This window comes from Luteibacter sp. SG786 (genome assembly GCF_011759605.1).
Lineage (GTDB): Bacteria > Pseudomonadota > Gammaproteobacteria > Xanthomonadales > Rhodanobacteraceae > Luteibacter.
Genome location: NZ_JAAOYX010000003.1, coordinates 476,314 through 497,940 on the forward strand (window position 1 = coordinate 476,314; position 21,627 = coordinate 497,940).

At 66.1% G+C, this 21,627-nt stretch carries 18 protein-coding genes; 10 read left to right on the forward strand and 8 right to left on the reverse strand.

Annotated features, from left to right (window positions below; genetic code table 11):
- The 8 genes from ftsW (at nt 1) to lpxC (ending at nt 9,240) form a co-directional block, all read left to right on the forward strand.
- Complete coding sequence (gene ftsW, locus FHS47_RS18080; RefSeq protein ID WP_167031488.1) at nt 1–1,224, forward strand: putative lipid II flippase FtsW; 1,224 nt, start codon at nt 1–3, stop codon at nt 1,222–1,224.
- On the forward strand, nt 1,221–2,306 hold the full coding sequence (gene murG, locus FHS47_RS18085; RefSeq protein ID WP_167031491.1) for an undecaprenyldiphospho-muramoylpentapeptide beta-N-acetylglucosaminyltransferase: 1,086 nt from the start codon (nt 1,221–1,223) through the stop codon (nt 2,304–2,306). Before ftsW ends, murG begins: the two co-directional genes overlap by 4 nt.
- Nucleotides 2,303–3,742: a UDP-N-acetylmuramate--L-alanine ligase gene (gene murC / locus FHS47_RS18090; protein ID WP_167031492.1), complete on the forward strand. Its 1,440-nt coding sequence runs from the start codon at nt 2,303–2,305 to the stop codon at nt 3,740–3,742. The genes murG and murC overlap by 4 nt, the downstream gene beginning before the upstream one ends.
- On the forward strand, nt 3,742–4,716 hold the full coding sequence (locus tag FHS47_RS18095) for a D-alanine--D-alanine ligase (RefSeq protein WP_167031495.1): 975 nt from the start codon (nt 3,742–3,744) through the stop codon (nt 4,714–4,716). The genes murC and FHS47_RS18095 overlap by 1 nt, the downstream gene beginning before the upstream one ends.
- Nucleotides 4,713–5,453: a cell division protein FtsQ/DivIB gene (locus tag FHS47_RS18100; protein WP_167031498.1), complete on the forward strand. Its 741-nt coding sequence runs from the start codon at nt 4,713–4,715 to the stop codon at nt 5,451–5,453. The genes FHS47_RS18095 and FHS47_RS18100 overlap by 4 nt, the downstream gene beginning before the upstream one ends.
- Before the next feature lie 6 nt (nt 5,454–5,459).
- Complete coding sequence (gene ftsA, locus FHS47_RS18105; protein ID WP_167031501.1) at nt 5,460–6,695, forward strand: cell division protein FtsA; 1,236 nt, start codon at nt 5,460–5,462, stop codon at nt 6,693–6,695.
- A 129-nt stretch (nt 6,696–6,824) separates the two neighbouring features.
- A complete protein-coding gene (gene ftsZ / locus FHS47_RS18110) occupies nt 6,825–8,006 on the forward strand; it encodes a cell division protein FtsZ (RefSeq protein ID WP_167031504.1) in 1,182 nt (393 codons plus the stop codon).
- A 322-nt stretch (nt 8,007–8,328) separates the two neighbouring features.
- Nucleotides 8,329–9,240 carry a UDP-3-O-acyl-N-acetylglucosamine deacetylase gene (gene lpxC / locus FHS47_RS18115; protein WP_167031507.1) on the forward strand — a complete coding sequence of 304 codons (912 nt, stop codon included), beginning with the start codon at nt 8,329–8,331 and terminating at the stop codon, nt 9,238–9,240.
- A 216-nt stretch (nt 9,241–9,456) separates the two neighbouring features.
- Here the strand turns inward: lpxC and FHS47_RS18120 are convergent, their stop codons facing one another.
- Nucleotides 9,457–9,915 (reverse strand): DUF721 domain-containing protein, encoded by a 459-nt coding sequence (locus FHS47_RS18120; RefSeq protein ID WP_167031510.1) that lies wholly within the window; start codon nt 9,913–9,915, stop codon nt 9,457–9,459.
- A 32-nt stretch (nt 9,916–9,947) separates the two neighbouring features.
- On the opposite strand from FHS47_RS18120, the gene FHS47_RS18125 reads away from it, so the two are divergent.
- On the forward strand, nt 9,948–10,880 hold the full coding sequence (locus FHS47_RS18125; protein WP_167031513.1) for a M23 family metallopeptidase: 933 nt from the start codon (nt 9,948–9,950) through the stop codon (nt 10,878–10,880).
- Nucleotides 10,881–11,020: 140 nt separating this feature from the next.
- The gene (secA, locus tag FHS47_RS18130; protein WP_167031516.1) at nt 11,021–13,732 is read left to right on the forward strand and encodes a preprotein translocase subunit SecA; all 2,712 of its coding nucleotides are present in this window, start codon (nt 11,021–11,023) and stop codon (nt 13,730–13,732) included.
- 38 nt (nt 13,733–13,770) lie between these two features.
- Here secA and FHS47_RS18135 read toward each other — a convergent pair whose 3' ends face one another.
- From FHS47_RS18135 to FHS47_RS18165, 7 genes are all read right to left on the reverse strand, one after another.
- Nucleotides 13,771–14,622: a symmetrical bis(5'-nucleosyl)-tetraphosphatase gene (locus FHS47_RS18135; RefSeq protein WP_167031519.1), complete on the reverse strand. Its 852-nt coding sequence runs from the start codon at nt 14,620–14,622 to the stop codon at nt 13,771–13,773.
- A gap of 68 nt (nt 14,623–14,690) precedes the next feature.
- The gene (apaG, locus tag FHS47_RS18140) at nt 14,691–15,074 is read right to left on the reverse strand and encodes a Co2+/Mg2+ efflux protein ApaG (RefSeq protein WP_167031522.1); all 384 of its coding nucleotides are present in this window, start codon (nt 15,072–15,074) and stop codon (nt 14,691–14,693) included.
- Nucleotides 15,075–15,128: 54 nt separating this feature from the next.
- Nucleotides 15,129–15,908, reverse strand: a complete 780-nt coding sequence (rsmA, locus tag FHS47_RS18145) for a 16S rRNA (adenine(1518)-N(6)/adenine(1519)-N(6))-dimethyltransferase RsmA (RefSeq protein ID WP_167031525.1) — start codon at nt 15,906–15,908, stop codon at nt 15,129–15,131.
- Nucleotides 15,905–16,900, reverse strand: coding sequence for a 4-hydroxythreonine-4-phosphate dehydrogenase PdxA (gene pdxA, locus FHS47_RS18150; protein WP_167031528.1), 996 nt, complete (start codon nt 16,898–16,900; stop codon nt 15,905–15,907). Before pdxA ends, rsmA begins: the two co-directional genes overlap by 4 nt.
- Nucleotides 16,901–16,904: 4 nt before the next feature.
- Nucleotides 16,905–18,275, reverse strand: a complete 1,371-nt coding sequence (locus FHS47_RS18155) for a peptidylprolyl isomerase (RefSeq protein ID WP_167031531.1) — start codon at nt 18,273–18,275, stop codon at nt 16,905–16,907.
- Between the two features lie 30 nt (nt 18,276–18,305).
- The gene (gene lptD / locus FHS47_RS18160) at nt 18,306–20,831 is read right to left on the reverse strand and encodes an LPS assembly protein LptD (RefSeq protein WP_208382131.1); all 2,526 of its coding nucleotides are present in this window, start codon (nt 20,829–20,831) and stop codon (nt 18,306–18,308) included.
- A 166-nt stretch (nt 20,832–20,997) separates the two neighbouring features.
- The gene (locus tag FHS47_RS18165; protein ID WP_167031537.1) at nt 20,998–21,558 is read right to left on the reverse strand and encodes a cob(I)yrinic acid a,c-diamide adenosyltransferase; all 561 of its coding nucleotides are present in this window, start codon (nt 21,556–21,558) and stop codon (nt 20,998–21,000) included.
- Nucleotides 21,559–21,627: the final 69 nt, after the last annotated feature.

The window sequence follows — 21,627 nt, forward strand, 5'->3', positions numbered from 1 at the left end:
ATGTTCGGCATCGGCAACAAGCAGGCGAAACGCCGTCAGGGCCCGCGGGGGAGCTTCGACCTCCCGTTGCTCGTGGCCGCGCTCGCGCTCGCCGCGCTGGGGGTGGTGATGGTCACCTCCAGCTCGATCGCCGTGGCGGACGGGTCGCACCAGGGCGCGTTCTACTACCTGAAGCGCCACCTCGTCTTCCTCGTGCTGGGCGCGTGCCTTGCCGGCGCCGCCATGCGCACGGAATTGAAGACGCTGGAAAAGCACAGCTTCCTGCTGCTGCTGATCGGCATCATCATGCTGCTGATGGTGTTCCTGCCCGTGTTCGGCATGCGCATCAACGGTGCGCGGCGCTGGGTGAACCTGCTCGTGACCAGCTTCCAGCCGGTAGAGGCGGTGAAGCTGATCCTCGTGGCCTATCTCGCGAGCTATCTCGTGCGCCATCGCGAAGGCGTGGAGTACGAACTGTTCGGCGTGGTGAAACCCGTGGGCGTCGCTGGCTTCATCGTGCTGCTGCTTCTCGCGCAACCCGATTTCGGTTCGGCCGCCCTGGTGGTTGCCACCACGGTGGGCATGGTCTGGCTGGCCGGCGCCCGCATGCGCAACCTTCTGTTGCTCGGCACGCCGCTCGTGCCCGCGCTGATCTACGCGGCCACCGCGGAGGATTACCGCATCAAGCGTCTCACCTCCTTCCTCGACCCATGGAAGGACCCGTTCAACGACGGCTTCCAGCTCACCCAGGCGCTGATCGCCGTGGGTCGTGGCGAATGGACCGGCGTGGGTCTCGGATCGAGCGTGCAGAAGCTGTTCTACCTGCCGGAAGCGCATACCGACTTCATCCTGGCGGTGCTGGCCGAAGAGCTGGGACTGGCGGGCATCGTGCTGGTGATTTTCCTTTACGTCGTGCTCGTGGGCCGCGGCCTGTACCTCGGCCTCAAGGGCGTGGAACTCGGGCACCGTTTCTCCGGCTACGTGGCCTATGGCATCTCCTTGATGATCGGCTTCCAGGCGATGGTGTCGATCGGCGTGAACCTCGGGGTGCTGCCGACGAAGGGGCTCACTCTCCCGCTGATCAGCTCGGGTGGCTCGTCGGTCCTGATGACCTGCGCGATGGTGGGCGTGCTGTTGCGCGCCACGTTCGAGATCAACCGCGCTGAAGATGCGCGCCAGACGGCCGTGCGTCTGCCGGCGAACGCCGTGCCCGATTCAGCCGCCCACGCGGGAGGCATGGCATGAGCGCCCCCGTGCTGATCATGGCCGGCGGCACCGGCGGCCACATTTTCCCTGGCCTGGCCGTGGCCGACGAGCTGCGCTCGCGCGGCGTGCCCGTCGCCTGGCTCGGTGCCGAAGGCGGCATGGAAACCCGCGTGGTTCCCGCGCATGGCCTGGACCTGCACACCGTGGCCGTGGGTGGCCTGCGCGGCAAGGGCATGAAGACGCGCCTGCTCGCACCCGTGATGCTCGCCCGTGCCCTGTTCGCCTCGCTCAAGCTGCTGCGCAGCCTGCGTCCGCGCTGCGTCCTCTCGATGGGCGGTTATGTGGCCGGCCCAGCGGGCGTCGCCGCACGCATGGCCGGCATCCCGCTCGTGGTGCACGAACAGAACGCGGTGGCGGGTTTCACCAACCGCAAGCTCGCCTCGTTCGCGAAGAAAGTACTCACCGGTTTTCCGAACGTCCTGCCGAATGCGGAGTGGGTCGGCAATCCGGTGCGCGCGCGCATCGCCGCTTTGCCGCCGCCGGCGGAGCGTTTCGCTGCGCGCGACGGCCGGCCGCGCCTCCTCGTGCTCGGCGGGAGCCTCGGCGCCCGTACGCTCAACCTCGCGGTGCCCCGCGCCTTGTCGCGCATGGCCGCTGCCGGCACGACGATGCCCGAGGTGGTGCACCAGACGGGCGAGCGTGGCCTGCAGGAGGCCCTCGACGCGTATACCGAAGCCAGCGTGGCCGCGAGCGTCGTGCCGTTCATCGAGGACATGGCAGGCGCTTACGAGTGGGCCGATGTGGTCGTGTGCCGTGCAGGTGCGCTGACGGTGGCCGAACTTTGCGCTGCCGGTCTCGAGGCGCTTCTGGTGCCGTTCCCGCATGCGGTGGACGATCACCAGACGGCCAATGCGCGCGCCATGGTGGATGCCGGCGGCGCGCGCATCGTCGCCGACGCCTTGCTGGCAAAGAATGATTCCGCGGATCTGCTCGCGAAGATGCTCGATGACATGTTGGGCGACCGCGCGCGGATCCTTTCCGCGGCCAATGCGTCCCGCACGCTGGCCAAGCCCGACGCTGCAGCAACGATTGCCCGTCATTGCATGGAGGTTTCCGCATGACGCCCGGTCGTTTGCGCGCCCACGAAGATTTCATGACCTCGTTCCGCCGTGTCCATTTCATCGGTGTGGGCGGCGTCGGCATGAGCGGCATCGCCGAGGTGCTCTGCAACCTCGGTTACGACGTGTCGGGTTCCGATCGCGCGCCGTCGCCGACCACCGAGCGCCTCGCCGCGCTCGGCGTGGATGTGCACATCGGTCACGAAGCCGCGAACATCGACGGCGCCGACGTCATCGTGACGTCGAGTGCCATCCGCGGCGACAACCCGGAACTGCTGGCTGCGCGGGCGTCGCGCATTCCGGTGGTGCCGCGCGCCGAGATGCTGGGCGAGCTGATGCGCTTCCGCCGCGGCATCGCCATCGCCGGCACGCACGGCAAGACGACCACCACGAGCCTCGTCGCCAGCGTGCTGGCGGAGGCCGATTACGATCCCACGTTCGTGATCGGCGGGCAGTTGAACGCCGCCGGCGCGAATGCGCGTCTCGGCACCGGTCAGTACCTGGTCGCGGAAGCCGACGAATCCGACGGCTCGTTCCTGATGCTCTCGCCGGTGATCGCGGTGGTGACCAACATCGACGCCGACCACCTGGAGAACTACCACGGCGACTTCGCCCTGGTGAAGAAGGCGTTCGGCGACTTCCTGCACCGCCTGCCGTTCTACGGCATGGCCGTGTTGTGCATCGACGACGAGGAAACCGCGAAGCTGGCGCAGGACACCTCGCGCCGCATGCTCACCTACGGCATCGACCAGCCCGGCGCCGACGTCACCGCGACGAACGTGCGCCAGGTGGGTTTCGAGATGCACTTCGACCTTCGCCTCCCGGGGCGGCCCGACGTGCTGCCGGTCACCCTGAACCTGCCGGGCCGTCACAACGTGCAGAATGCGCTCGCCGCGGCCGCCGTGGGCTGGCAGCTCGGTGTCGATGCCGAAGCCATCGCCCACGCGCTCGCCCGCTTCGAGGGCGTTGGCCGGCGCTTTCATCGCCGCGGGGAGATCGCGCTCGACCAGGGCAGCGCGCTTCTCGTGGACGACTACGGCCATCATCCGCGCGAACTGGCTGCCGTGTTCGCCGCCGCCCGCGGCGGCTGGCCCGACCGCCGCCTCGTGGTCGCCTTCCAGCCGCATCGCTACAGCCGCACGCGCGACCTCCTGGACGACTTCGCGAATGTGCTCGCGGAGGTGGACGTGCTCGTGCTGACCGAGGTCTATCCCGCCGGCGAAGCGCCCATTCCCGGTGCCGACGGCAAGGCGCTCGCGCGTGCCATTCGCGCGCGCGGCAAGACCGACCCCGTACTCGTCGACCACCCGCGCGACCTGCGCGACACGCTGCCCGCGCTGGCGCGCGACGGCGACCTGATCCTGCTGCTCGGCGCCGGCGATATCGGCGCGGCGGCGATCGAGCTGGCGAGCGCCGGCCACCTGAGGACCCATAAGTGATGAGCAGTACGCGCTTCCCCCGCACCGTGACCGACCCAGCCGATTTCGGGCGTGTGGCCGTCGTCATGGGCGGCCAGTCGGCCGAACGCGAGGTATCCCTGAACTCGGGCCGCGGCGTGCTCGAGGCGCTGCGCGCCGGCGGCGTGGACGCGCATCCGATCGACGGCATTCCGGCGCTGCTCGACGCGGTTCGCGCGGGCCACTTCGCACGCGTGTTCAACATCCTGCACGGTGCCGGCGGCGAGAACGGCGAGCTTCAGGGCGCACTGCAATCGCTTGGCATTCCCTACACCGGCTCGGGCGTGCTCGGCTCCGCGCTGTCGCTGGACAAGGTGCGCGCCAAGCAGGTGTGGATCGCGCTCGGCTTGCCGACGCCGAAGTTCAAGGCTCTGCCGCGTGGTGCCGACGTGCATGCGGCGGCGCGGGAGATCGGCTTCCCCCTCATCGTGAAGCCGGCCTGGGAAGGTTCCAGCGTGGGCATCACGCGCGTCTTCGACGAAGCCGACCTCGATGCGGCCGTGGAACTGGCCCGTCGCTACCCCGGCAACCTGCTGATGGAAACGCTGATCGAAGGCGATGCGCGGGAAGGCGGCGAATTCACGGTGGGCATCCTCGGGCGCGAAGTGCTGCCGACGATCAAGATCGTGCCCAGCGGCGCCTACTACGACTACAACGCGAAATACATCGCCGAGGACACGCAGTACCTCGTTCCTGGCCTTGTCTCGAATGCCGAGGACGAGATGCGCGCGCTGGCGCTGCAGGCATTCGACGCGCTGGACTGCTTCGGCTGGGGCCGTGTGGACATCATGCGCGACCGGCACGGCAAGAACTGGCTGCTGGAAGTGAATACGGCACCGGGCATGACCTCGCATTCGCTGGTGCCGAAAGCCGCCGCCGCGGCGGGCCTGGATTACCAGGCCCTGTGCTGGCGCATCCTTGAAACCTCGATGCAGCGGGAGGTTGCGAAGGCATGAAGGGAGCCGCCGCCACGCGGATCGTCGCCTGGGGTATCGCCATCACGCTGGTGGTGCTGCCCGTTGTCGGCGTGATGCAGGGCTGGTTCGCCGCGGGCCGCTGGCCCGTGACGCAGCTGAAGGTCGAGGCGGAGTTCGCGCACGTGAGTGCCGAGCAGATCCGCAGCGCCGTCATGCCGCATCTCGGCAAGGGCTTCTTCGCGACCGACCTCGAAGACGTTCGCCGTGCGCTCGGCGCGCTGCCCTGGGTGGAGTCGGTGGAAGTGCGCAAGCGCTGGCCCGACACGCTGCTCCTGCGCATCTACGAGCGCCAGCCTTTCGCGCGCTGGAACGAGAACCGCCTGATCAGCCGGCAGGGCCTCGTGTTCGACGCGCCCGGCGCGGACCAGATGGGCGACCTGCCGCGGTTGAACGGACCGGACTCGCGCCTGGCCGAGGTGGTGAGCTTCTATGCGCAGGCCCGCAAGGCCTTCGAGGGCAGGGCGCAGCTCTCCATCGTGGGCGTGTCGCTCAGCGAACGCGGCAGCTGGAGTGTCACCACCGACAGCGGCGCCGAGATCGTGATCGGCGATCGCGACCAGGCCGACCGTCGTCTCGCGCGTTTCCTCGATGTCTACCCGCAACTCGTCGCCGGTCGGCATGGCGGTTTCGCCTATGCCGACCTTCGTTACACCAACGGATTCGCCATCCGGTGGCCGGAACCGGAAACCACGGCCACACCCAAGGTCGGAAGCTGAGCCAACATGAGAAACAAGAACGACAAACAGCTCGTCGTCGGCCTCGACATCGGCACCTCGAAGGTGGTCGCGATCGTCGGCGAGTACGAGCCCGGCGAACCGATCGAAGTCATCGGCATCGGCACCCACGTGTCGCGCGGCATGAAACGCGGCTCGGTGGTCGACATCGAATCCACCGTGCATTCCATCCAGCGCGCCGTGGAGGAAGCCGAACTGATGGCGGGTTGCGACATCCGCTCGGTGTACGCCTCGATCTCCGGCAGCCACCTGGAAACGCGCAACTCGCACGGCACCGCGGCGATTCGCGACCGCGAGGTGATGGCCGCCGACCTGGAGCAGGTGCTCGAAGCCGCCAGCGCCGTCGCCATTCCGGCCGATCGCAAGGTGCTTTACAAGGAATCGCAGGAATATCGCATCGACGGCCAGGACGGCATTCGCCATCCGGTCGGCATGAGCGGCGTGCGCCTCGAGGCCAGCGTGCATCTGGTGACGGGTGCCGCCAGCGCCGTGCAGAACATCTCCAAGTGCATCCAGCGCTGCGGCCTCTCGGTCGACGAACTGGTGCCGGCCGCGGTGGCCAGCGCGAAGGCGGTGCTCACCGAAGACGAGCTCGAACTCGGCGTATGCCTCGTCGACATCGGTGCCGGCACTACCGACATCGCCATCTACACGCAGGGCGCCATTCGCTACACCAAGTCGCTGCCCGTCGGCGGGGATCAGGTGACGAACGACATCGCATACGGCGTGCACACACCGACCGCTCACGCGGAAGAGATCAAAATCAAATATGCGTGCGCGCTCGCTCAACTCGCGCATGCGGAAGAAACCATCCAGGTGCCGAGTGTCGGCGATCGTCCACCTCGTCGGCTCGCCCGTCAGGCGCTGGCCCAGTCGGTGCAGGCGCGCTACGAGGAAATCTTCGAGATGGTGCAGGACGAACTGCGCCGCTCCGGGTACGAAAGCCTCGTCGCCGCGGGCATCGTGCTTACCGGCGGTGCGTCGCGCATGGAAGGCGCGCTGGAGCTGGCCGAGGAGATCTTCCACAAGATGGTTCGCGTCGGCGTACCGCAGCACGTGTCCGGGCTGGGCGATGTCGTTTCGAGCGAATTGCATTCGACCGGCGTCGGCCTGCTGCTGCACGGATCGCGGTCGAGCGGCGCTGCGCGTCACACCGGCTCCGCCGTCGGCCATGTCGGCAGCGTCGTCGAGAAGTTCCGAAGCTGGTTCACCAAGAATTTCTGATTTACCGGATAGCCGGTGCCCGATGGAATGGGGGCGCCGGGGCAAGAGGAAGGCCCGCAACCCATGGCCGACAAGGAGTCGCCCATGGGACATAAACCAATAAAACAAAAGTTCTGCGGAGGACGGGAAATGTTTGAACTGATCGAAAAACTGGCACCGAATGCGGTCATCAAGGTCATCGGCGTGGGTGGCGGCGGCGGTAACGCCGTGGCTCACATGGTGAATTCCAACATCGAGGGCGTGGAGTTCGTCGTCGCCAACACCGACGCGCAGGCCATGAAGAGCTGCGCCTCGCGCACGCACCTCCAACTCGGCGGCAACGTCACCAAGGGCCTGGGTGCCGGCGCGAATCCGGAAGTCGGCCGCCAGGCCGCGCTGGAAGACCGCGAGCGCATCGAGGAAATGCTCGAAGGCGCCGACATGGTCTTCATTACCGCCGGCATGGGCGGTGGCACCGGCACGGGCGCCGCACCGGTGGTGGCGCAGCTCGCCAAGGAGAAGGGCATCCTCACCGTGGCGGTGGTGACCAAGCCGTTCCCGTTCGAGGGCCGCCGTCGCATGCAGGTGGCGCTCAAGGGTATCGAGGATCTGTCCCAGCACGTGGACTCCCTGATCACCGTGCCCAACGAGAAACTGCTCTCGGTGCTCGGCCGCGAAGTCACCCTCCTGAACGCCTTCAAGGCCGCCAACGACGTCCTGCAGGGCGCGGTGCAGGGCATTGCCGACCTGATCACGGCCCCGGGCCTCATCAACGTCGACTTCGCCGACGTCCGCACCGTCATGAGCGAAATGGGCATGGCGATGATGGGTTCGGGTACCGCCCGCGGCGACGACCGCGCCCAGGCGGCGGCCGAAGCGGCGATCAACAACCCGCTGCTCGAGGACGTGAACCTGTCCGGTGCCTGCGGCATCCTGGTGAACGTCACCGCCGGGCCGAACCTCACCATGCGCGAGTTCGACGAAATCGGCCGGGTCATCCACGACTTCGCATCGGAAGACGCGACGGTGGTGATCGGCACCTCGCTCGACCCGGAAATGCAGGACGATGTTCGCGTCACCGTGGTGGCCACGGGCCTCAACCGCGGCGTGGCCGCCAAGCAGCCCGTGCGCCAGCCGGTGCAGCAGCACGTGGAAATGCGCCAGCGTCCGCGCCCCGTCGTGCTGCGTACGGGCACCGGCAACGAGGTGGTGGATTACGCCGCCGACGTGGCGCCGACGGTCCGTTCGGAGCCGGCACAGCCGCAGAAGAACGCCGAGCCGGCCATCGACTACCTCGACATTCCTGCGTTCCTGCGCCGTCAGGCCGACTGACCGGCACCCACGCAAGACACGTTAAGGAAAACGTGAGGGCGGTCCGACATGAAGCCGGTCTGCCCGGAGCCACCCGCCGCCCACCCGTCCGGGCGGCGGGTGCTTTGCGGTCTTTCGGAAAACCTGCATGTGATATCAAATACTTGCAAGTAATTGAAAGGACGGAAGATCAGTCGCAGGCTAAATGAGAATGGCTCTCGAAAGTTGCTGAAGGAACAGTGAAGCCAATGGTAGACTGTACCGTCCGGTTTGTTTATTCCGAGGTTAAGACTGTGTTAGCATGTGCGCCACTTAAGGCTGCTGCCACAAGGTTCTGCCCAACATGATCAAGCAGCGCACGCTCAAGAACATCATTCGCGCCACGGGCGTCGGTCTCCATACCGGCGACAAGGTGTACATGACGCTTCGTCCCGCGGCGCCGAATACGGGCATCGTATTCCGCCGTACCGACCTCAATCCGCCCGTCGAACTGCATTCGCGTCCGGAGAACGTCGGTGACACGCGTCTTTCCACCACGCTGATCAACGGCGACGTTCGCGTCTCCACGGTCGAGCACCTGCTCTCGGCCATGGCCGGTCTGGGTATCGACAACGCCTACGTGGATCTGTCGGCGCCGGAAGTGCCGATCATGGACGGCAGCGCCGGTCCGTTCGTGTTCCTCATCCAGTCCGCGGGCATCGAGGAACAGGACGCCGCGAAGCGTTTCATCCGCATCAAGAAGCCCGTCATCGTCCAGGACGGTGACAAGTGGGCGAAGCTCGAGCCGTTCGACGGCTTCAAGGTAGGCTTCTCGGTCGAGTTCGACCACCCGCTGTTCAACAAGCGCAATTCGCAGGCCGAGATGGACTTCTCGACCACGTCGTTCGTCAAGGAAGTCAGCCGCGCGCGCACCTTCGGTTTCATGCGCGACATCGAAATGCTCCGCGAGCGTAACCTCACCCTCGGCGGGTCGATGGACAACGCCGTGGTGCTGGACGACTACCGTGTGCTGAACGAAGACGGCCTCCGTTACGACAACGAGTTCGTCAAGCACAAGATCCTCGACGCCATCGGCGACATCTACATGCTGGGCCACAGCCTGATCGGCGCCTACTCCGCGCACAAGTCGGGTCACGAGCTCAACAACAAGCTGCTCCGCAGCCTGATGGCCGACGCCACGGCGTGGGAAGAGGTCAGCTTCAAGGATCCGGCGAAGGCCCCGATCTCCTACGCCCATCCGGCTCAGGCTGTCTAAGCCTCCCCGTACCCCGTAAAAAACCGAAAGGCCGCGACTTGTCGCGGCCTTTTTGCGTTTGTCGCCGGAGCTTCCGCAACACGCGTGAACCGGATCACGCTCCGTGAACTTTATGTACATTTTCGGTGTTCACGCGCTTGATGCGTGCTATAAAGTTCGCCACCTTCGCAGGTCCGTATGTGCTTACGGAACTCGGAGGCGATTCCAAGTATAGGATTAATCTGAATTTTCGGCCTGGGAGGCCAGGTACAGGAACAGATCCCGCAACGTGGGGTCGGAGAGTGACGCAGCGGCGCCCCGCAGGTGGCGGGCCGCCGAAGCGGAAAGCGGTTTGTGCCGGTCGGGGATGACTTCCACGGGCGGCAGGGGGGCCACTTTCACAGCAACCGAGTGGGCCTTCGCGCCAATGGCGCGGGCGGCCTCGAGGATCTGCGCCTGGTAAAGGCGCACCCGCGAGGCCCAGGCCGACGAGGGCGCAAGGAAGACGAGCCTGCCGTCGCGCAGGTCCGCGAAGCGGACCTGATCGCATAACGGCGATGGCAGCGTCGCGCGCAGCTGGCGGTCCAGGCGGTCGAGTTCGCGAGCCCGTTGGGCCAGCGATGCGACGGGCCCGAACTCCGCGACGGACTTCAATCCGTTGGTGGAGCGGCGGGACGGACTGGGCGGCAGTGGCATGGGCCGGCTTTGACTATTCGATGTGGAACGTAATGCAGATCATACTCGTGTCTCGCGGCCAGAAAGGGCCGAAAACGATCGACCTCACCTGCCGGCGCCTGCGCTGCAAGGTCGTGGCGGTCGCCCTGGCGGGTTTCCTCGGTATTGCCGGTGTCGGCGCGGGGGTGGCCCTGACCGTAGCGGGCCCGAAGGCGGCGGCGCTTGGCGATATCGGTCACCTGAAGCAGCAGGTCGGCGACCAGGACGCACGTGTGGCGGAAATCAAGCGCGATGCCCAGCGCGATCTCGACGCACTCGCCGTGAAGCTGGGCCAGTTGCAGGCGCAGTCCATTCGTCTCAACGCGCTGGGGGAGCGGCTGACCCAGGTCGGCAAGCTCGACGACGGCGAGTTCGACTTCGACGAGGAGCCCCCCCAGGGCGGCCCCGAGCTGACCACGGATTCGTCCGCCTACACGCTGCCGGCCTCGCTGAGCGAAAGCATCGACCGTCTGGCCGGGCAGTTCGACTCCCAGCAGGCGCAGCTCGAGGCCCTGCGCGACATGTTGATGGACCGCAGCATCGAGTCGAGCCTCCGGCCCACCGGCATGCCGGTCAATGGCTATATCTCGTCCTATTTCGGGGGGCGTCCCGACCCGTTCAGCGGCCACGCGGCCCGACACACCGGTATCGACATCGCCGCGCCGAAAGGTACGCCGGTGACGGCCGTGGCCGAAGGCATGGTCACCTTCGTGGGCCAGCGAAGCGGTTATGGCAATGTCGTCGAAATCGACCACGGCAATGGCTACATGACCCGTTACGCCCACAACAGCGCCATTCTGGCGCGACCGGGGCAGCGGGTCCGGGTGGGCGACGCCATCGCCAAGGCGGGCTCCACCGGTCGTTCCACCGGCTCCCACGTCCATTTCGAGGTCTGGTACCACGACCGGGTGGTGAACCCCCTGGCATACGTCCGGAGCCATCGCTGACGGGGTTCGGCCGGGCTTGAATCCGGGCCCGGAAGCCGCCACCCCGAGGAAAGCCCGGGACGCCCGTAGTATGATCGTCCCTTCGTGCCGGCCGGCCATCGGCTGTTCGGCAACCTTTTCGTTTCAGATCCGGATGATCGATGTTCAATCGTGCCCTGACGAGTATTTTCGGCAGCCGTAACGAGCGTGTACTGCGCGACCTGTCCAAGACGGTCAAGCGCATCAACGCCCTCGAGCCGGAGGTCGAGAAACTTTCCGACGACGCCCTGCGCGGCAAGACCGAAGAATTCCGCCAGCGCCTCGCCGCCGGCGAGACGCTCGACAAGCTGCTGCCGGAGGCTTTCGCGGTCACCCGCGAAGCCGCCAAGCGCGTGCTCGGCATGCGTCACTACGACGTGCAGCTGATCGGCGGCATGGTGCTGCATTCCGGCCGCATCGCGGAAATGCGCACGGGCGAGGGCAAGACCCTCGTGGGTACCCTGCCGGTGTACCTGAATGCGCTGGAAGGCAAGGGCGTGCACGTGGTCACGGTGAACGACTACCTGGCACGGCGCGACTCGGCGCAGATGGGCAAGCTGTACAACTTCCTCGGCCTCACCGTCGGTGTCGTGTACCCAGGCATGGACCACGCCGACAAGCGCAGCGCCTACCAGGCGGACATCACGTACGGCACGAACAACGAATTCGGCTTCGACTACCTGCGCGACAACATGGCGCTCAGCAAGGAGCAGCGCAACCAGCGCGGCCTGCACTACGCCATCGTCGACGAGGTCGATTCCATCCTGATCGACGAGGCGCGCACGCCACTCATCATTTCCGGCCCGGCCGAAGATTCCCCGCAGCTCTACATCGCGGTGAACAAGGTCGTGCCGCACCTCACCCGGCAGGAAAAGGAAGACGGCCCCGGCGACTACTTCGTCGACGAGAAGCAGAAGCAGGTGCACATGTCCGAAGAGGGCATGGAGCACGCCGAGCAACTGCTGCGCGACGCGGGCGTCATCGACCCCGACAGCGGCCTGTACGATTCCAAGAACCTGGCCGTCGTCCACCACATGAACGCGGCCCTGCGTGCGAACGCCATCTACCAGCGCGACGTCGACTACATCGTGCGCGACGGCGAGGTCATCATCGTCGACGAGTTCACCGGCCGCACCCTGGCCGGCCGCCGCTGGTCCGATGGCCTGCACCAGGCGGTGGAAGCGAAGGAAGGCGTGCCCATCCAGCGCGAGAACCAGACGCTCGCCACGGTCACCTTCCAGAACCTGTTCCGCATGTACAAGAAGCTGGCCGGCATGACCGGTACGGCCGATACGGAAGCCTACGAGTTCCAGACGGTCTACGGTCTGGAAGTGGTCGTCATCCCTACCCACAAACCGATGGTCCGCGTGGACAACCCGGACTCCGTCTTCCTCGGTCCGGAGGCCAAGTACAAGGCCGTCATCGCCGACATCAAGGCATGCCACGAGCGCGGCCAGCCCGTGCTGGTGGGCACGGCGTCGATCGACGTGTCCGAACTGGTCTCGGGCCTGCTTCGCAAGGAAGGCATCCCCCACGAGGTGCTGAACGCGAAGCAGCATGAGCGCGAGGCGCACATCGTCGCCCAGGCCGGTGCGCCGGGCGCCGTCACCATCGCGACGAACATGGCTGGCCGCGGCACCGACATCGTGCTGGGCGGCAGCCTCGAAGCAGCCCTGGCCACTCTTCCGGAAGGCGCGTCCGACGCGGAGCGCCAGAAGGTGCGCGACGACTGGAAGAAGCGCCACGAACAAGTGCTGGCCGCTGGTGGCCTGCACATCATCGGTACCGAGCGTCACGAATCCCGCCGTATCGACAACCAGTTGCGCGGCCGTTCCGGGCGCCAGGGCGATCCGGGTTCGTCCCGTTTCTACCTGTCGCTGCAGGACAACCTCATGCGCATCTTCGGCGGCGAGCGCATCGGCCGCTGGATGCAGATGTTCGGCATGAAGGAAGACGAGGCACTGGAAGACCGCCTCATCACGCGACAGATCGAGAAGGTGCAGCGCAAGGTCGAGCAGCACAACTTCGACATCCGCAAGAACCTCCTGGAGTTCGACGACGTCGCCAACGACCAGCGCAAGGTGATCTACGCGCAGCGCGACGAACTGCTGGAAACCGACGACATCTCCGACATGATCGTCGACATCCGCCAGGACGTGGTGACCGCGCTGGTGCGCAAGTACGTGCCCGCCGACAGCATCGACGACCAGTGGGACATCGCCGGTCTCGACCGCGAACTGGCGAGCGAGCTGAACCTTCGCCTGGACGTGGCCCACTGGCTGGAAGGCCGGCAGGACGCGGACGCCGATGCGATCCTCGAGCACGTGCGCGAGGGTGTCGACGCCATGTTCGCCGAGAAGGAAGCCCAGGTCGGTGCCGAGACGATGCGTTCGCTCGAAAAGCACGTGATGCTATCGGTCGTCGACAACGCCTGGAAGGAACACCTCGCCAGCATGGATTACCTGCGCCAGGGCATCTATCTGCGTGGTTACGCGCAGAAGCAGCCGAAGCAGGAGTTCAAGCGCGAGTCGTTCGAACTGTTCGCCGAAATGCTCGACCGCATCAAGGGCGAAGTGGTGCAGATGCTGGCCCGCATCCGCATCCGCAGCGAGGAGGAAGTGCTCGCGATGGAAGCGGAGCAGCAGCGCATGGCGGAAGCGCAGCGACTGCAGTTCCAGCACGCCGACGCGCAGGCCATCGGGCAGGGCGACGGCAACGCCACTGCGGTCCCCGCCGTGCCGGTGCTCAGCGACGGACCGAAGGTCGGTCGCAACGACCCGTGCCCCTGCGGTTCGGGCAAGAAATACAAGCACTGCCACGGGCAACTCAGCTGATATGAAAAACCCGCCGAAAGGCGGGTTTTTCATAGGTATCAATCGCCGCCGCCCTTGGGCTTCTGCCGGTAGGGCTCGGCATCCACCGTGATGTAGGCCGGCTCGGGCGAGTCGAGACGCATGGCGGTAAGTTGGCCACCCCACACGCATCCCGTGTCGATGGCGTAGACGCCGAGGCCCGCGAAGCGGCCGAGCGCGGACCAGTGGCCGCAGACGATCTTCGTTTCGCGGCGGCGCACGCCGGGCACCTCGAACCACGGGTAGAGGCCAGGCTTTTGCGTGCCGGGCACACCCTTGCCCTCGAAGTCGATGCGCCCGTTCACGTCGCAGTAGCGCATGCGCGTGAGCGTGTTGATCGTGGCGCGATGGCGCTCCACGCCTTGCAGGCGATTGTTCCAGCCCGGCGGACGGTTACCAAACAGGTTCTTGAGCAGGCGCTGGTGGCGAGGACCGCCGAGTTCGCGTTCGACTTCGAGAGCGGCGCGCTGGGCCTGGCGCAGCGTCCACATCGGTGCGAGGCCCGCGTGGATCATGGTCCAGCCAAGTTCCTCGTCGTGATGCAGCAGCTTCTGCATGCGCAGCCACTCCAGCAGCACGGGGGCGTCGTCGGCGAAGAGCACTTCGCGAAGTTCGGCATTCACCCTCGCCTGTGCATCTTCACGGCGCTGGCCGATCGCGAGGAGTGACAGGTCGTGATTGCCGAGCGTGATGACCGTCTGATCGCGCAGCGAATGGATGAGCCGCAGCGTGGCGAGGGACTCGCCACCGCGATTCACCAGGTCGCCACAGAACCAGAGCTTGTCCGCGGAGGGATCGAAGCGGAGCTTTTCCAGCAGGCGCTGGAGTTCCGGGTAGCAGCCCTGGACGTCGCCGATCGCATAGACGGCCATCAGTCCGTGTGCTCCGGAGGTGTACTCTTGTGGCCGTTCCCGGCGTGCTCGCAGTCCATGTTCCGATCCTAGTGGAGCGTGCGCGGTATCGAAAGCACGAATGTGGGAATCGGCGCATCGAAGTGCGTGCCGTCGTCCGCGACCATGCGATAGCTGCCTTCCATGGTGCCCACCGCCGTTTCCAGCACGGCACCGGAGGTGTATTCGAACGAATCGCCCGGACGCATCCACGGCTGCTCGCCGACGACGCCGTCGCCGCGAACTTCCTCGACCTTGCCGTTGGCATCGGTGATGACCCAGTGCCGTGTCAGCAGCTGGGCGCCGGTCTGGCCGACGTTGCGCAACGTGATCGTGTAGGCGAACACGTAACGGTTGTCCGTCGGTTGCGATTGGTCGGGAACGAAGCGGGTTTCGACCTCCACGTCGATCGTGTAGGGGGTTTTGGAGTTCATGTAGGGATTGTCGGGGACGGGGAGGGGGTGGGCAAGTGTGCCCCGAAACCGCGCTTACATCACGTTCGCAAGCTTCACGAAGTCCGTGGGCGCCAGCGTTTCCGCCCGCGCCCTGGGGTCGATGCCGACAGCGCGAATCGTGGCCTCGTCGATCATCCCCTTCAGCGTGTTCGCGAGCGTCTTGCGGCGCATCGCGAACGCCGCCTTCACGACGGCGTGAATTTTCGCCGGATCGCCCGCGGGACGCTGGTCCGCGGGCAAGGGCACCAGCCGCACCACCGCGGAGTCGACCTTCGGCGGTGGCCGGAAGGCCCCCGGCGGAACCGTGAAGAGCGGGGTCACCCGGCAGGCCAGCTGGAGCATCACGCTGAGCCGCCCGTAGACCTTGCTGCCAGGCTCGGCCGCCATGCGGTCCACCACTTCCTTCTGGAGCATGAAGTGCATGTCCTGGATGGCAGCCGCGTGCTCCACGCAATGGAACAGGATGGGGCTGGAAATGTAGTAGGGCAGATTGCCGGCAATGCGCAGGCGCTCGGCCCCCAGTTCGGCCGCGAGTGCGCTGAAGTCGACCTTCAGGACATCGGAGTGGACGATCCGCAGCTCGCCGATCGCTGCCGCGCGCTGCTGGAGACCGGGAATGAGGTCGGTGTCGAGTTCGATGGCCGTCATGCGTCTGGCCACGGCCAGGAGCGGCATCGTCATCGCTCCCTCGCCGGGGCCGATTTCGACGAGCGTGTCGCCGTCCTTCGGCGAGATGGACGAGACGATGCGGTCGATGTAGCGCTTCTCATGGAGGAAGTGCTGACCGAAGCTTTTCTTGGGACGTGCGTTCATGACTGCCTGCGCTGCCGGGCGAGATCCATGGCCAGATGGGTGGCCGAGAACAGGCTGGCCGGGTTCGCCGTGCCGGTGCCGGCACGGTCCAGCGCGGTGCCATGGTCCACCGAGGTGCGGATGAAGGGAAGGCCGAGGGTCACGTTCACCGTGCTGTCGAAGGCTTCGCTCTTCAGTACCGGCAGGGCCTGGTCGTGATACATGGCCAGCACGGCGTCGTAGCGATCGCGCATGGCGGGAACGAAGGCGGTATCCGCGGGCAGGGGGCCCAGCAGTTCCATGCCTTCCGCGCGTAGGCGCTCGAGCACGGGCACGATGGTGTCGATCTCTTCGTGCCCCATGTGCCCGCCTTCGCCGGCGTGCGGATTGAGTCCCAGCACCGCGATGCGCGGCTGCGGAATGCCGAACAGCGAGGTCAGTGCCGTGCGGACGATGCGAAGCGTGCGTTCGAGCAGGGCAGGCGTCACGGCGGAAGGTACGGCCGAGAGCGGAAGGTGGGTGGTGGCCAGGGTGACACGAAGACGAGGCCCGGCGAGCATCATCACGACCTCGGCCGAAGCGCGTTCCGCGAAGAACTCCGTGTGGCCGCTGAACGGGATGCCGGCGTCGTTGATACTGGATTTCTGGACGGGGCCGGTAACCACACCGTCGAAGTCGCCGGCCAGACAGCCGTCGGCGGCCAGGGAAAGCATGTCGAGGACGTGCCTCGCGTTGCGGGGATCGGGGCGGCCCGGGGATTCCGTGACGGCGAGCGGCACGTGGCGGACCCTGATCCGACCCGGCGGCCGCGAGGCGATGCGCTTGCCGTCGTCGTCGACGATGTCGAGCACGACTCCGCACGCGGCCGCGGCGCGCCGCAGGAGTGCTTTGTCGGTAATGGCGACGAGGTCGGCGGCGCAATCGCTTGCAGCGAGGCGGGCGACCAGTTCGGGCCCCACCCCGGCAGGCTCACCGGCGGTGACGGCGAGCCTTGGCAGGGTGGTCGCGTCCATGGGCTTACGGCGTGGCCGAAGCCTGCTTGTCGTCCGGGTCCTTCAATTCCGGCACGCGGATATCGACGAACGAGGTCGAGCGCAGTTCGCGGAGGTAGTTCTCGTAGGCTTCGTCGGCCTTGCGGTTGCCGATGGCCTGACGAGCCTGGTCGCGCTGGAGCTGATCGGTGAGATCGCTCTGCCGCGTGCCGAGGCGCTGCAGCACGATCCAGCCGGCGTCGGTCTGGATGGGGTGCGACACCTCGTTGTCCTTCAGCTGGTCGATCTGCGTGCCGATGGCCTGGCCCCAGGCGTCCTTCGCGAACCAGCCCATGTCGCCGCCGTTGTTGGCCGTGGTCGTGTCCTTGGACTCGTCCTTGGCCAGCTTCGCGAAGTCTTCTTTCTTGTCGACGATGCGGGTGTAGAGATCCTGCGCCTTCTTCTCGGCCTGCTCGGGCGTGACGATTTCGGAGGGTTTGATGAGGATCTGGCGGGCGTGGTACTCGGTGACGATCTGCCGGCCCGGCTGGCGCGTGTCCACCAGCTTGAGAATGTGGAAACCGGTGGGGCCGCGCAGGGCGGGGGTGGTCTCGCCGGGCTTGAGGGTGGCAACGGCGTCGGCGAAAGCCGGCGGCACTTCGTCGAGGCGGCGCCAGCCGAGGTCGCCGCCGTCGAGCGCATCGGGCGCGTCGGAGAAGCGAATGGCCGCGGCATTGAAATCCATGCCGCCCTTGATGGCCTTGATGGCTTCCTCGGCCTTGGCCTGGGCCTGCGCGATGTCGTTGGCGCCGCCCCCCGCCGGGGTGCTGATCTGGATGTGCGCGAGATGGACTTCGCCGGCCTTGTAGGTTGGGCTGGCGAGCAGGTTGTTCACTTCGGCGTCGGTGACGGTGACCTGGTCGCGAACCACGCTCTCGTGCAGCTTCTGGGCGATGATCTGGTCGGACAGCTGCTGGCGAAACGCCGCGTAGCTGAAGCCGTCCTGTTCCACCGCGGCGCGCAGCTGGTCGAGGCTCATCTTGTTCTGCTGGGCCACATTGCCGGCGGCCTGGTCGATGTCCTGGTCGGACACGCGGATGCCCTGGTCGTTGGCGCGCTGGACCTGCAGGCGCATGAGGATCAGGCGGTCGAGCACCTGGCGGGCCAGCACGTCCTTCGGCGGCAACTGGCCGGGGTTGGAAGCGTACTGGCGCACGATGGCGTTGATGGCCTCGTCGAGCTCGCTCTGCAGGATGACGTCTTCTTCCACGACCGCCACGATGCGGTCGAGTGAGCCGTTGCCGACGCTCATGTTGCCCTGGGTGGGCTGGGCCGACGGCATCAGCTGGGCGTGGGCGGGAGGCACGGCCGCCAGGAAGGAGGCGGCGAGCAGGGAGTACGCAAGAATCTGCTTCATCGAATAGGGAGCCCGGGGCACCTGCCCCATTTATTGATAGCCAAGGATAGCACGGCGCAGGTAGGCGCCCGATTGCGGGTTGAGCGAGCCCAAGCCCTTGAATTCAACCTCGAACATCACCGCGTTGTCGGTCTTCCGCAGGTAGTCGTGCACGTAGTGCCGGCCGAGCACGCGGAAGGCCACGCAGCAGCTGTCGTATTCCACGCCCGCCGCGGCCTCCAGCGTGCGATGGGAGAAGGTGAAGGCGCTGAAGGTGGCTCCATTGTTCAGGGTCACGGGGAGAACGTCGCGGCGGGCGAAGACCCAGCGAGCCAGCGCGCGCCACCTTTCCGAGACAGGAAAGACCACCGAAGTGTCGAATTGTTCCATCACGTTGCGGCGGTACCGGTACGAGAAATTGACGATGCCGTCGCCCTTGATGCGCCTTTGCAACTGGACCGTGGCAAGGTCCGTATTGCGGCCCTGCTGGAAGACCTGCCCCTGGTCGTTCAGGTACGGGCTCTGCTGCTTGTTCGGATTCCACTGGTACGAACTGTTGAAGCGCCACTTGTCGTTGAGCTGGATAGCGAGCTGGGCCACGTAGTCCGATTTGGAGAAGTCGGTGGGCGCCACGCCCGGCATCTGCACCTTCTGGTCGCTGAAGTACTTGATCTGGCCGATGCTGGCGGAAAGCCGCTCCACACCGCTGTCGTCCAGCAGGCGGGTGGTCAGCGCCGCCGTGAGGTTGTTCGCGTCCATCTGCCGGTCGGCGCCGGAGAAGCGGTTCGTGGTGAACAGCTGCCAGAAGTCGAACGACATCACGTTGGTGTCGAAGGTCGGAAGGTCGTTCTGGTTCCGGTACGGCACGTAGAGGTAATAGATGCGCGGCTCGAGCGTCTGGGTGTAGTCGCTGCCGAACAGATTGACGTGCTTGTCGAAGATCAGCCCGGCGTCGAGGCTGCCGATGGGCACCGAACGCGACGGGCTCTGCTTCGTGTAGTTGAAGCTGCGGAAATCCGAATCCAGGCGGTAATCGGTGTAGCGATACTCGACGCGCGGGCGGACGAACCAGGACGCCCCGGAGAAATCCGCGGCTAGATAGGGGGCGAGGTCCAGGCGGTTACCGTCGACCTGGCCTGGGAAGGTTCCGGATACCGGCGCACGGTCGACCTTGCGGAACGCAACAGCCTCGCTGTCGACGCCGACGTCGAGCCAGTCGTTCACCGGCGCATCCAGGTTGAACGTGGCGCGCGGCCAGCGGCGATACGGCACGACGTAGTTCGGCAGGCCGGCGTCGACATTCTGGTAGTCGTCGGCGCCCAGGGCGGCGTTCCAGTATTTGCCTCCTTTCGTGACATAAGCGCTGGACGAAAGGATGCCTATCGCCGACTGGTAGAGGTCGTTGCTGAAGTCGCGGAAATACTGGTTGTCGGATGCGCGATTGATGTTCGCGCCGAAATTGAAGCCGTTGCCGAGGTTGGTCGAGTTGGTGATATGGACGAAGTAGCGCTGCTTGGAACCGTCGCGGTCGCTGGTGCCGCTCTCGTCATCGTCGGGCCCCCTGTCGCGAGCCATGTAGCTCACGTCGAACGTACCGTTCGAGCGCGGCAGCAGGTAGCGGAACTCGGCGCCCAGCATGAAACCGCGGTCGCTGTAGTAGCCCGGCGTGATGGTCGCGTCGTAGTTCGGTGCCAGGTTGAAGTAATACGGCAGGTTGAGGAACAGGCCGGAGCGGCTGCTCGAACCGAACGTCGGGTAGAGGAAACCGCTCTTGCGCCGATCGTCCAGCGGGAACGTGAAGTAGGGCAGGTACATGAACGGCACGCCCTTGAAGCGCATGGTGGCACTGCGCGCCTCGCCGACACCCGTTTCCTTGTTGAGGTTCATCGTTTTCGCGCGGAACTCCCACATGCGGCTGCCCACATCGCACGTGGAATAGCTGGCGAGGGTGAACCTGCCATGTTGCGGGTCCATCACTTTCGCATGGTCGGCCACGCCGTTGCCGCGCGATTGCAGCAGCTGGTAGCGGACGTTATACGCATCGCCCTGGTTGGGCGTGGTGGTGCCGGTCATGCGGTCGGCCGACACGAGCATGCCGGCTTCCTGGTATTTCACGTCACCACGGGCATCGTACGCGGTGGAGTCCGAGTTGTAGGTAACGTCCTGCGCGCGCAGCACCTGGTCGGCGCGCTCCAGGCGGACGCCACCGGTCATGTGATAGACGTTCGGCTCGGGGCTCTCGACCTTCACGCCGGCCAGATTGCCGTCGTCGATACCTGAATGGATGTCCGTTACCGCGGTGTCGCGCAACGAGCTGTCCTTGGTGATCGAGGGCTCGTAGAAATCGAGCATCGCGTTCGGGCGGCACAGCGCATAGCTGACCGGGCGGGGCGGACAGATGAACGAGCCCAATGGGCAGGTTTCCGCGGCCACAGGGGCGGCGGGAGCCACGGCGCGTGTTTCCCCCTGCGTCGGCGCACTCTGGGCGGGCGCCTCGAAGGCGTAGCCGGAAACGATGAAGGCGACGGCGGTCGCCAGCAGGCGGCGTTTAGGCAGGATGCTGATGCGTGACGTCACGGGTGCTGTCTTATCCGGTCGAAAGGCCGCCAACTTAGCAGAATCGCCAGCCCCACCGCACGATGGCACGTCGCCCATGAGCATGATTCCCTGAAAGGTGCGGTCCGCATGGCCGCACCGGCCCGGGGAGCTTACACCGGCGAGGCACCCGGCAGTGCTCCCACCGTTACCCGCGCGGGCGGCGTTCGTGCTCCCAGAGCACCTCGCCCTGGCCGCTGCGGCGTGCGATCACCCGGGCGATGACGAAGAGCAAGTCTGAAAGGCGGTTCAGGTAGCGACGGGCCTCGGGGCGGATGTCCTCCACCCTGCCCAGCGCAACCACTTCGCGTTCGGCGCGGCGGCAGATCGTGCGGGCGAGGTGACAGGTGGCGGAAGCCATGCCTCCGCCGGGGAGGATGAAGTCTTTCAACGCCGGGAGGTCGGCGTTGAAGCCGTCCAATACCGCTTCGAGGCGATCGATGTCCTTCGCCTGGATCATCGCCATGCCGGGGATGCAGAGTTCCCCGCCAAGGTCGAACAGTTCGTGCTGAATCTGGAAGAGCGCCTCGCGAATGTCGTCGCCCAGGCCCTCCGCCGCGACCACCATGCCGATGGCGCTGTTCAGTTCGTCCACCGTGCCGTACGCCGCGACGCGGAGGGAGTCCTTGCCGGTGCGGCTGCCGTCGCCCAGGCCCGTGCTGCCGTCGTCGCCGGTGCGTGTGTAGATCTTCGAAAGTCGATTACCCATCTGCGGATTCTAGGGACACTGTGACCAATTGTCGCCGACGCCACGGTGGTCGAGGCAGGGTGTCTGTGG

Bases quoted from the DNA above. Each gene is read 5' to 3' on its own strand.
- ftsW (WP_167031488.1), top strand. From the start codon at position 1: ATGTTCGGCATCGGCAACAAGCAGGCGAAACGCCGTCAGGGCCCGCGG.
- murG (WP_167031491.1), top strand. From the start codon at position 1,221: ATGAGCGCCCCCGTGCTGATCATGGCCGGCGGCACCGGCGGCCACATT.
- murC (WP_167031492.1), top strand. From the start codon at position 2,303: ATGACGCCCGGTCGTTTGCGCGCCCACGAAGATTTCATGACCTCGTTC.
- FHS47_RS18095 (WP_167031495.1), top strand. From the start codon at position 3,742: ATGAGCAGTACGCGCTTCCCCCGCACCGTGACCGACCCAGCCGATTTC.
- FHS47_RS18100 (WP_167031498.1), top strand. From the start codon at position 4,713: ATGAAGGGAGCCGCCGCCACGCGGATCGTCGCCTGGGGTATCGCCATC.
- ftsA (WP_167031501.1), top strand. From the start codon at position 5,460: ATGAGAAACAAGAACGACAAACAGCTCGTCGTCGGCCTCGACATCGGC.
- ftsZ (WP_167031504.1), top strand. From the start codon at position 6,825: ATGTTTGAACTGATCGAAAAACTGGCACCGAATGCGGTCATCAAGGTC.
- lpxC (WP_167031507.1), top strand. From the start codon at position 8,329: ATGATCAAGCAGCGCACGCTCAAGAACATCATTCGCGCCACGGGCGTC.
- FHS47_RS18120 (WP_167031510.1), bottom strand. From the start codon at position 9,915: ATGCCACTGCCGCCCAGTCCGTCCCGCCGCTCCACCAACGGATTGAAG.
- FHS47_RS18125 (WP_167031513.1), top strand. From the start codon at position 9,948: ATGCAGATCATACTCGTGTCTCGCGGCCAGAAAGGGCCGAAAACGATC.
- secA (WP_167031516.1), top strand. From the start codon at position 11,021: ATGTTCAATCGTGCCCTGACGAGTATTTTCGGCAGCCGTAACGAGCGT.
- FHS47_RS18135 (WP_167031519.1), bottom strand. From the start codon at position 14,622: ATGGCCGTCTATGCGATCGGCGACGTCCAGGGCTGCTACCCGGAACTC.
- apaG (WP_167031522.1), bottom strand. From the start codon at position 15,074: ATGAACTCCAAAACCCCCTACACGATCGACGTGGAGGTCGAAACCCGC.
- rsmA (WP_167031525.1), bottom strand. From the start codon at position 15,908: ATGAACGCACGTCCCAAGAAAAGCTTCGGTCAGCACTTCCTCCATGAG.
- pdxA (WP_167031528.1), bottom strand. From the start codon at position 16,900: ATGGACGCGACCACCCTGCCAAGGCTCGCCGTCACCGCCGGTGAGCCT.
- FHS47_RS18155 (WP_167031531.1), bottom strand. From the start codon at position 18,275: ATGAAGCAGATTCTTGCGTACTCCCTGCTCGCCGCCTCCTTCCTGGCG.
- FHS47_RS18165 (WP_167031537.1), bottom strand. From the start codon at position 21,558: ATGGGTAATCGACTTTCGAAGATCTACACACGCACCGGCGACGACGGC.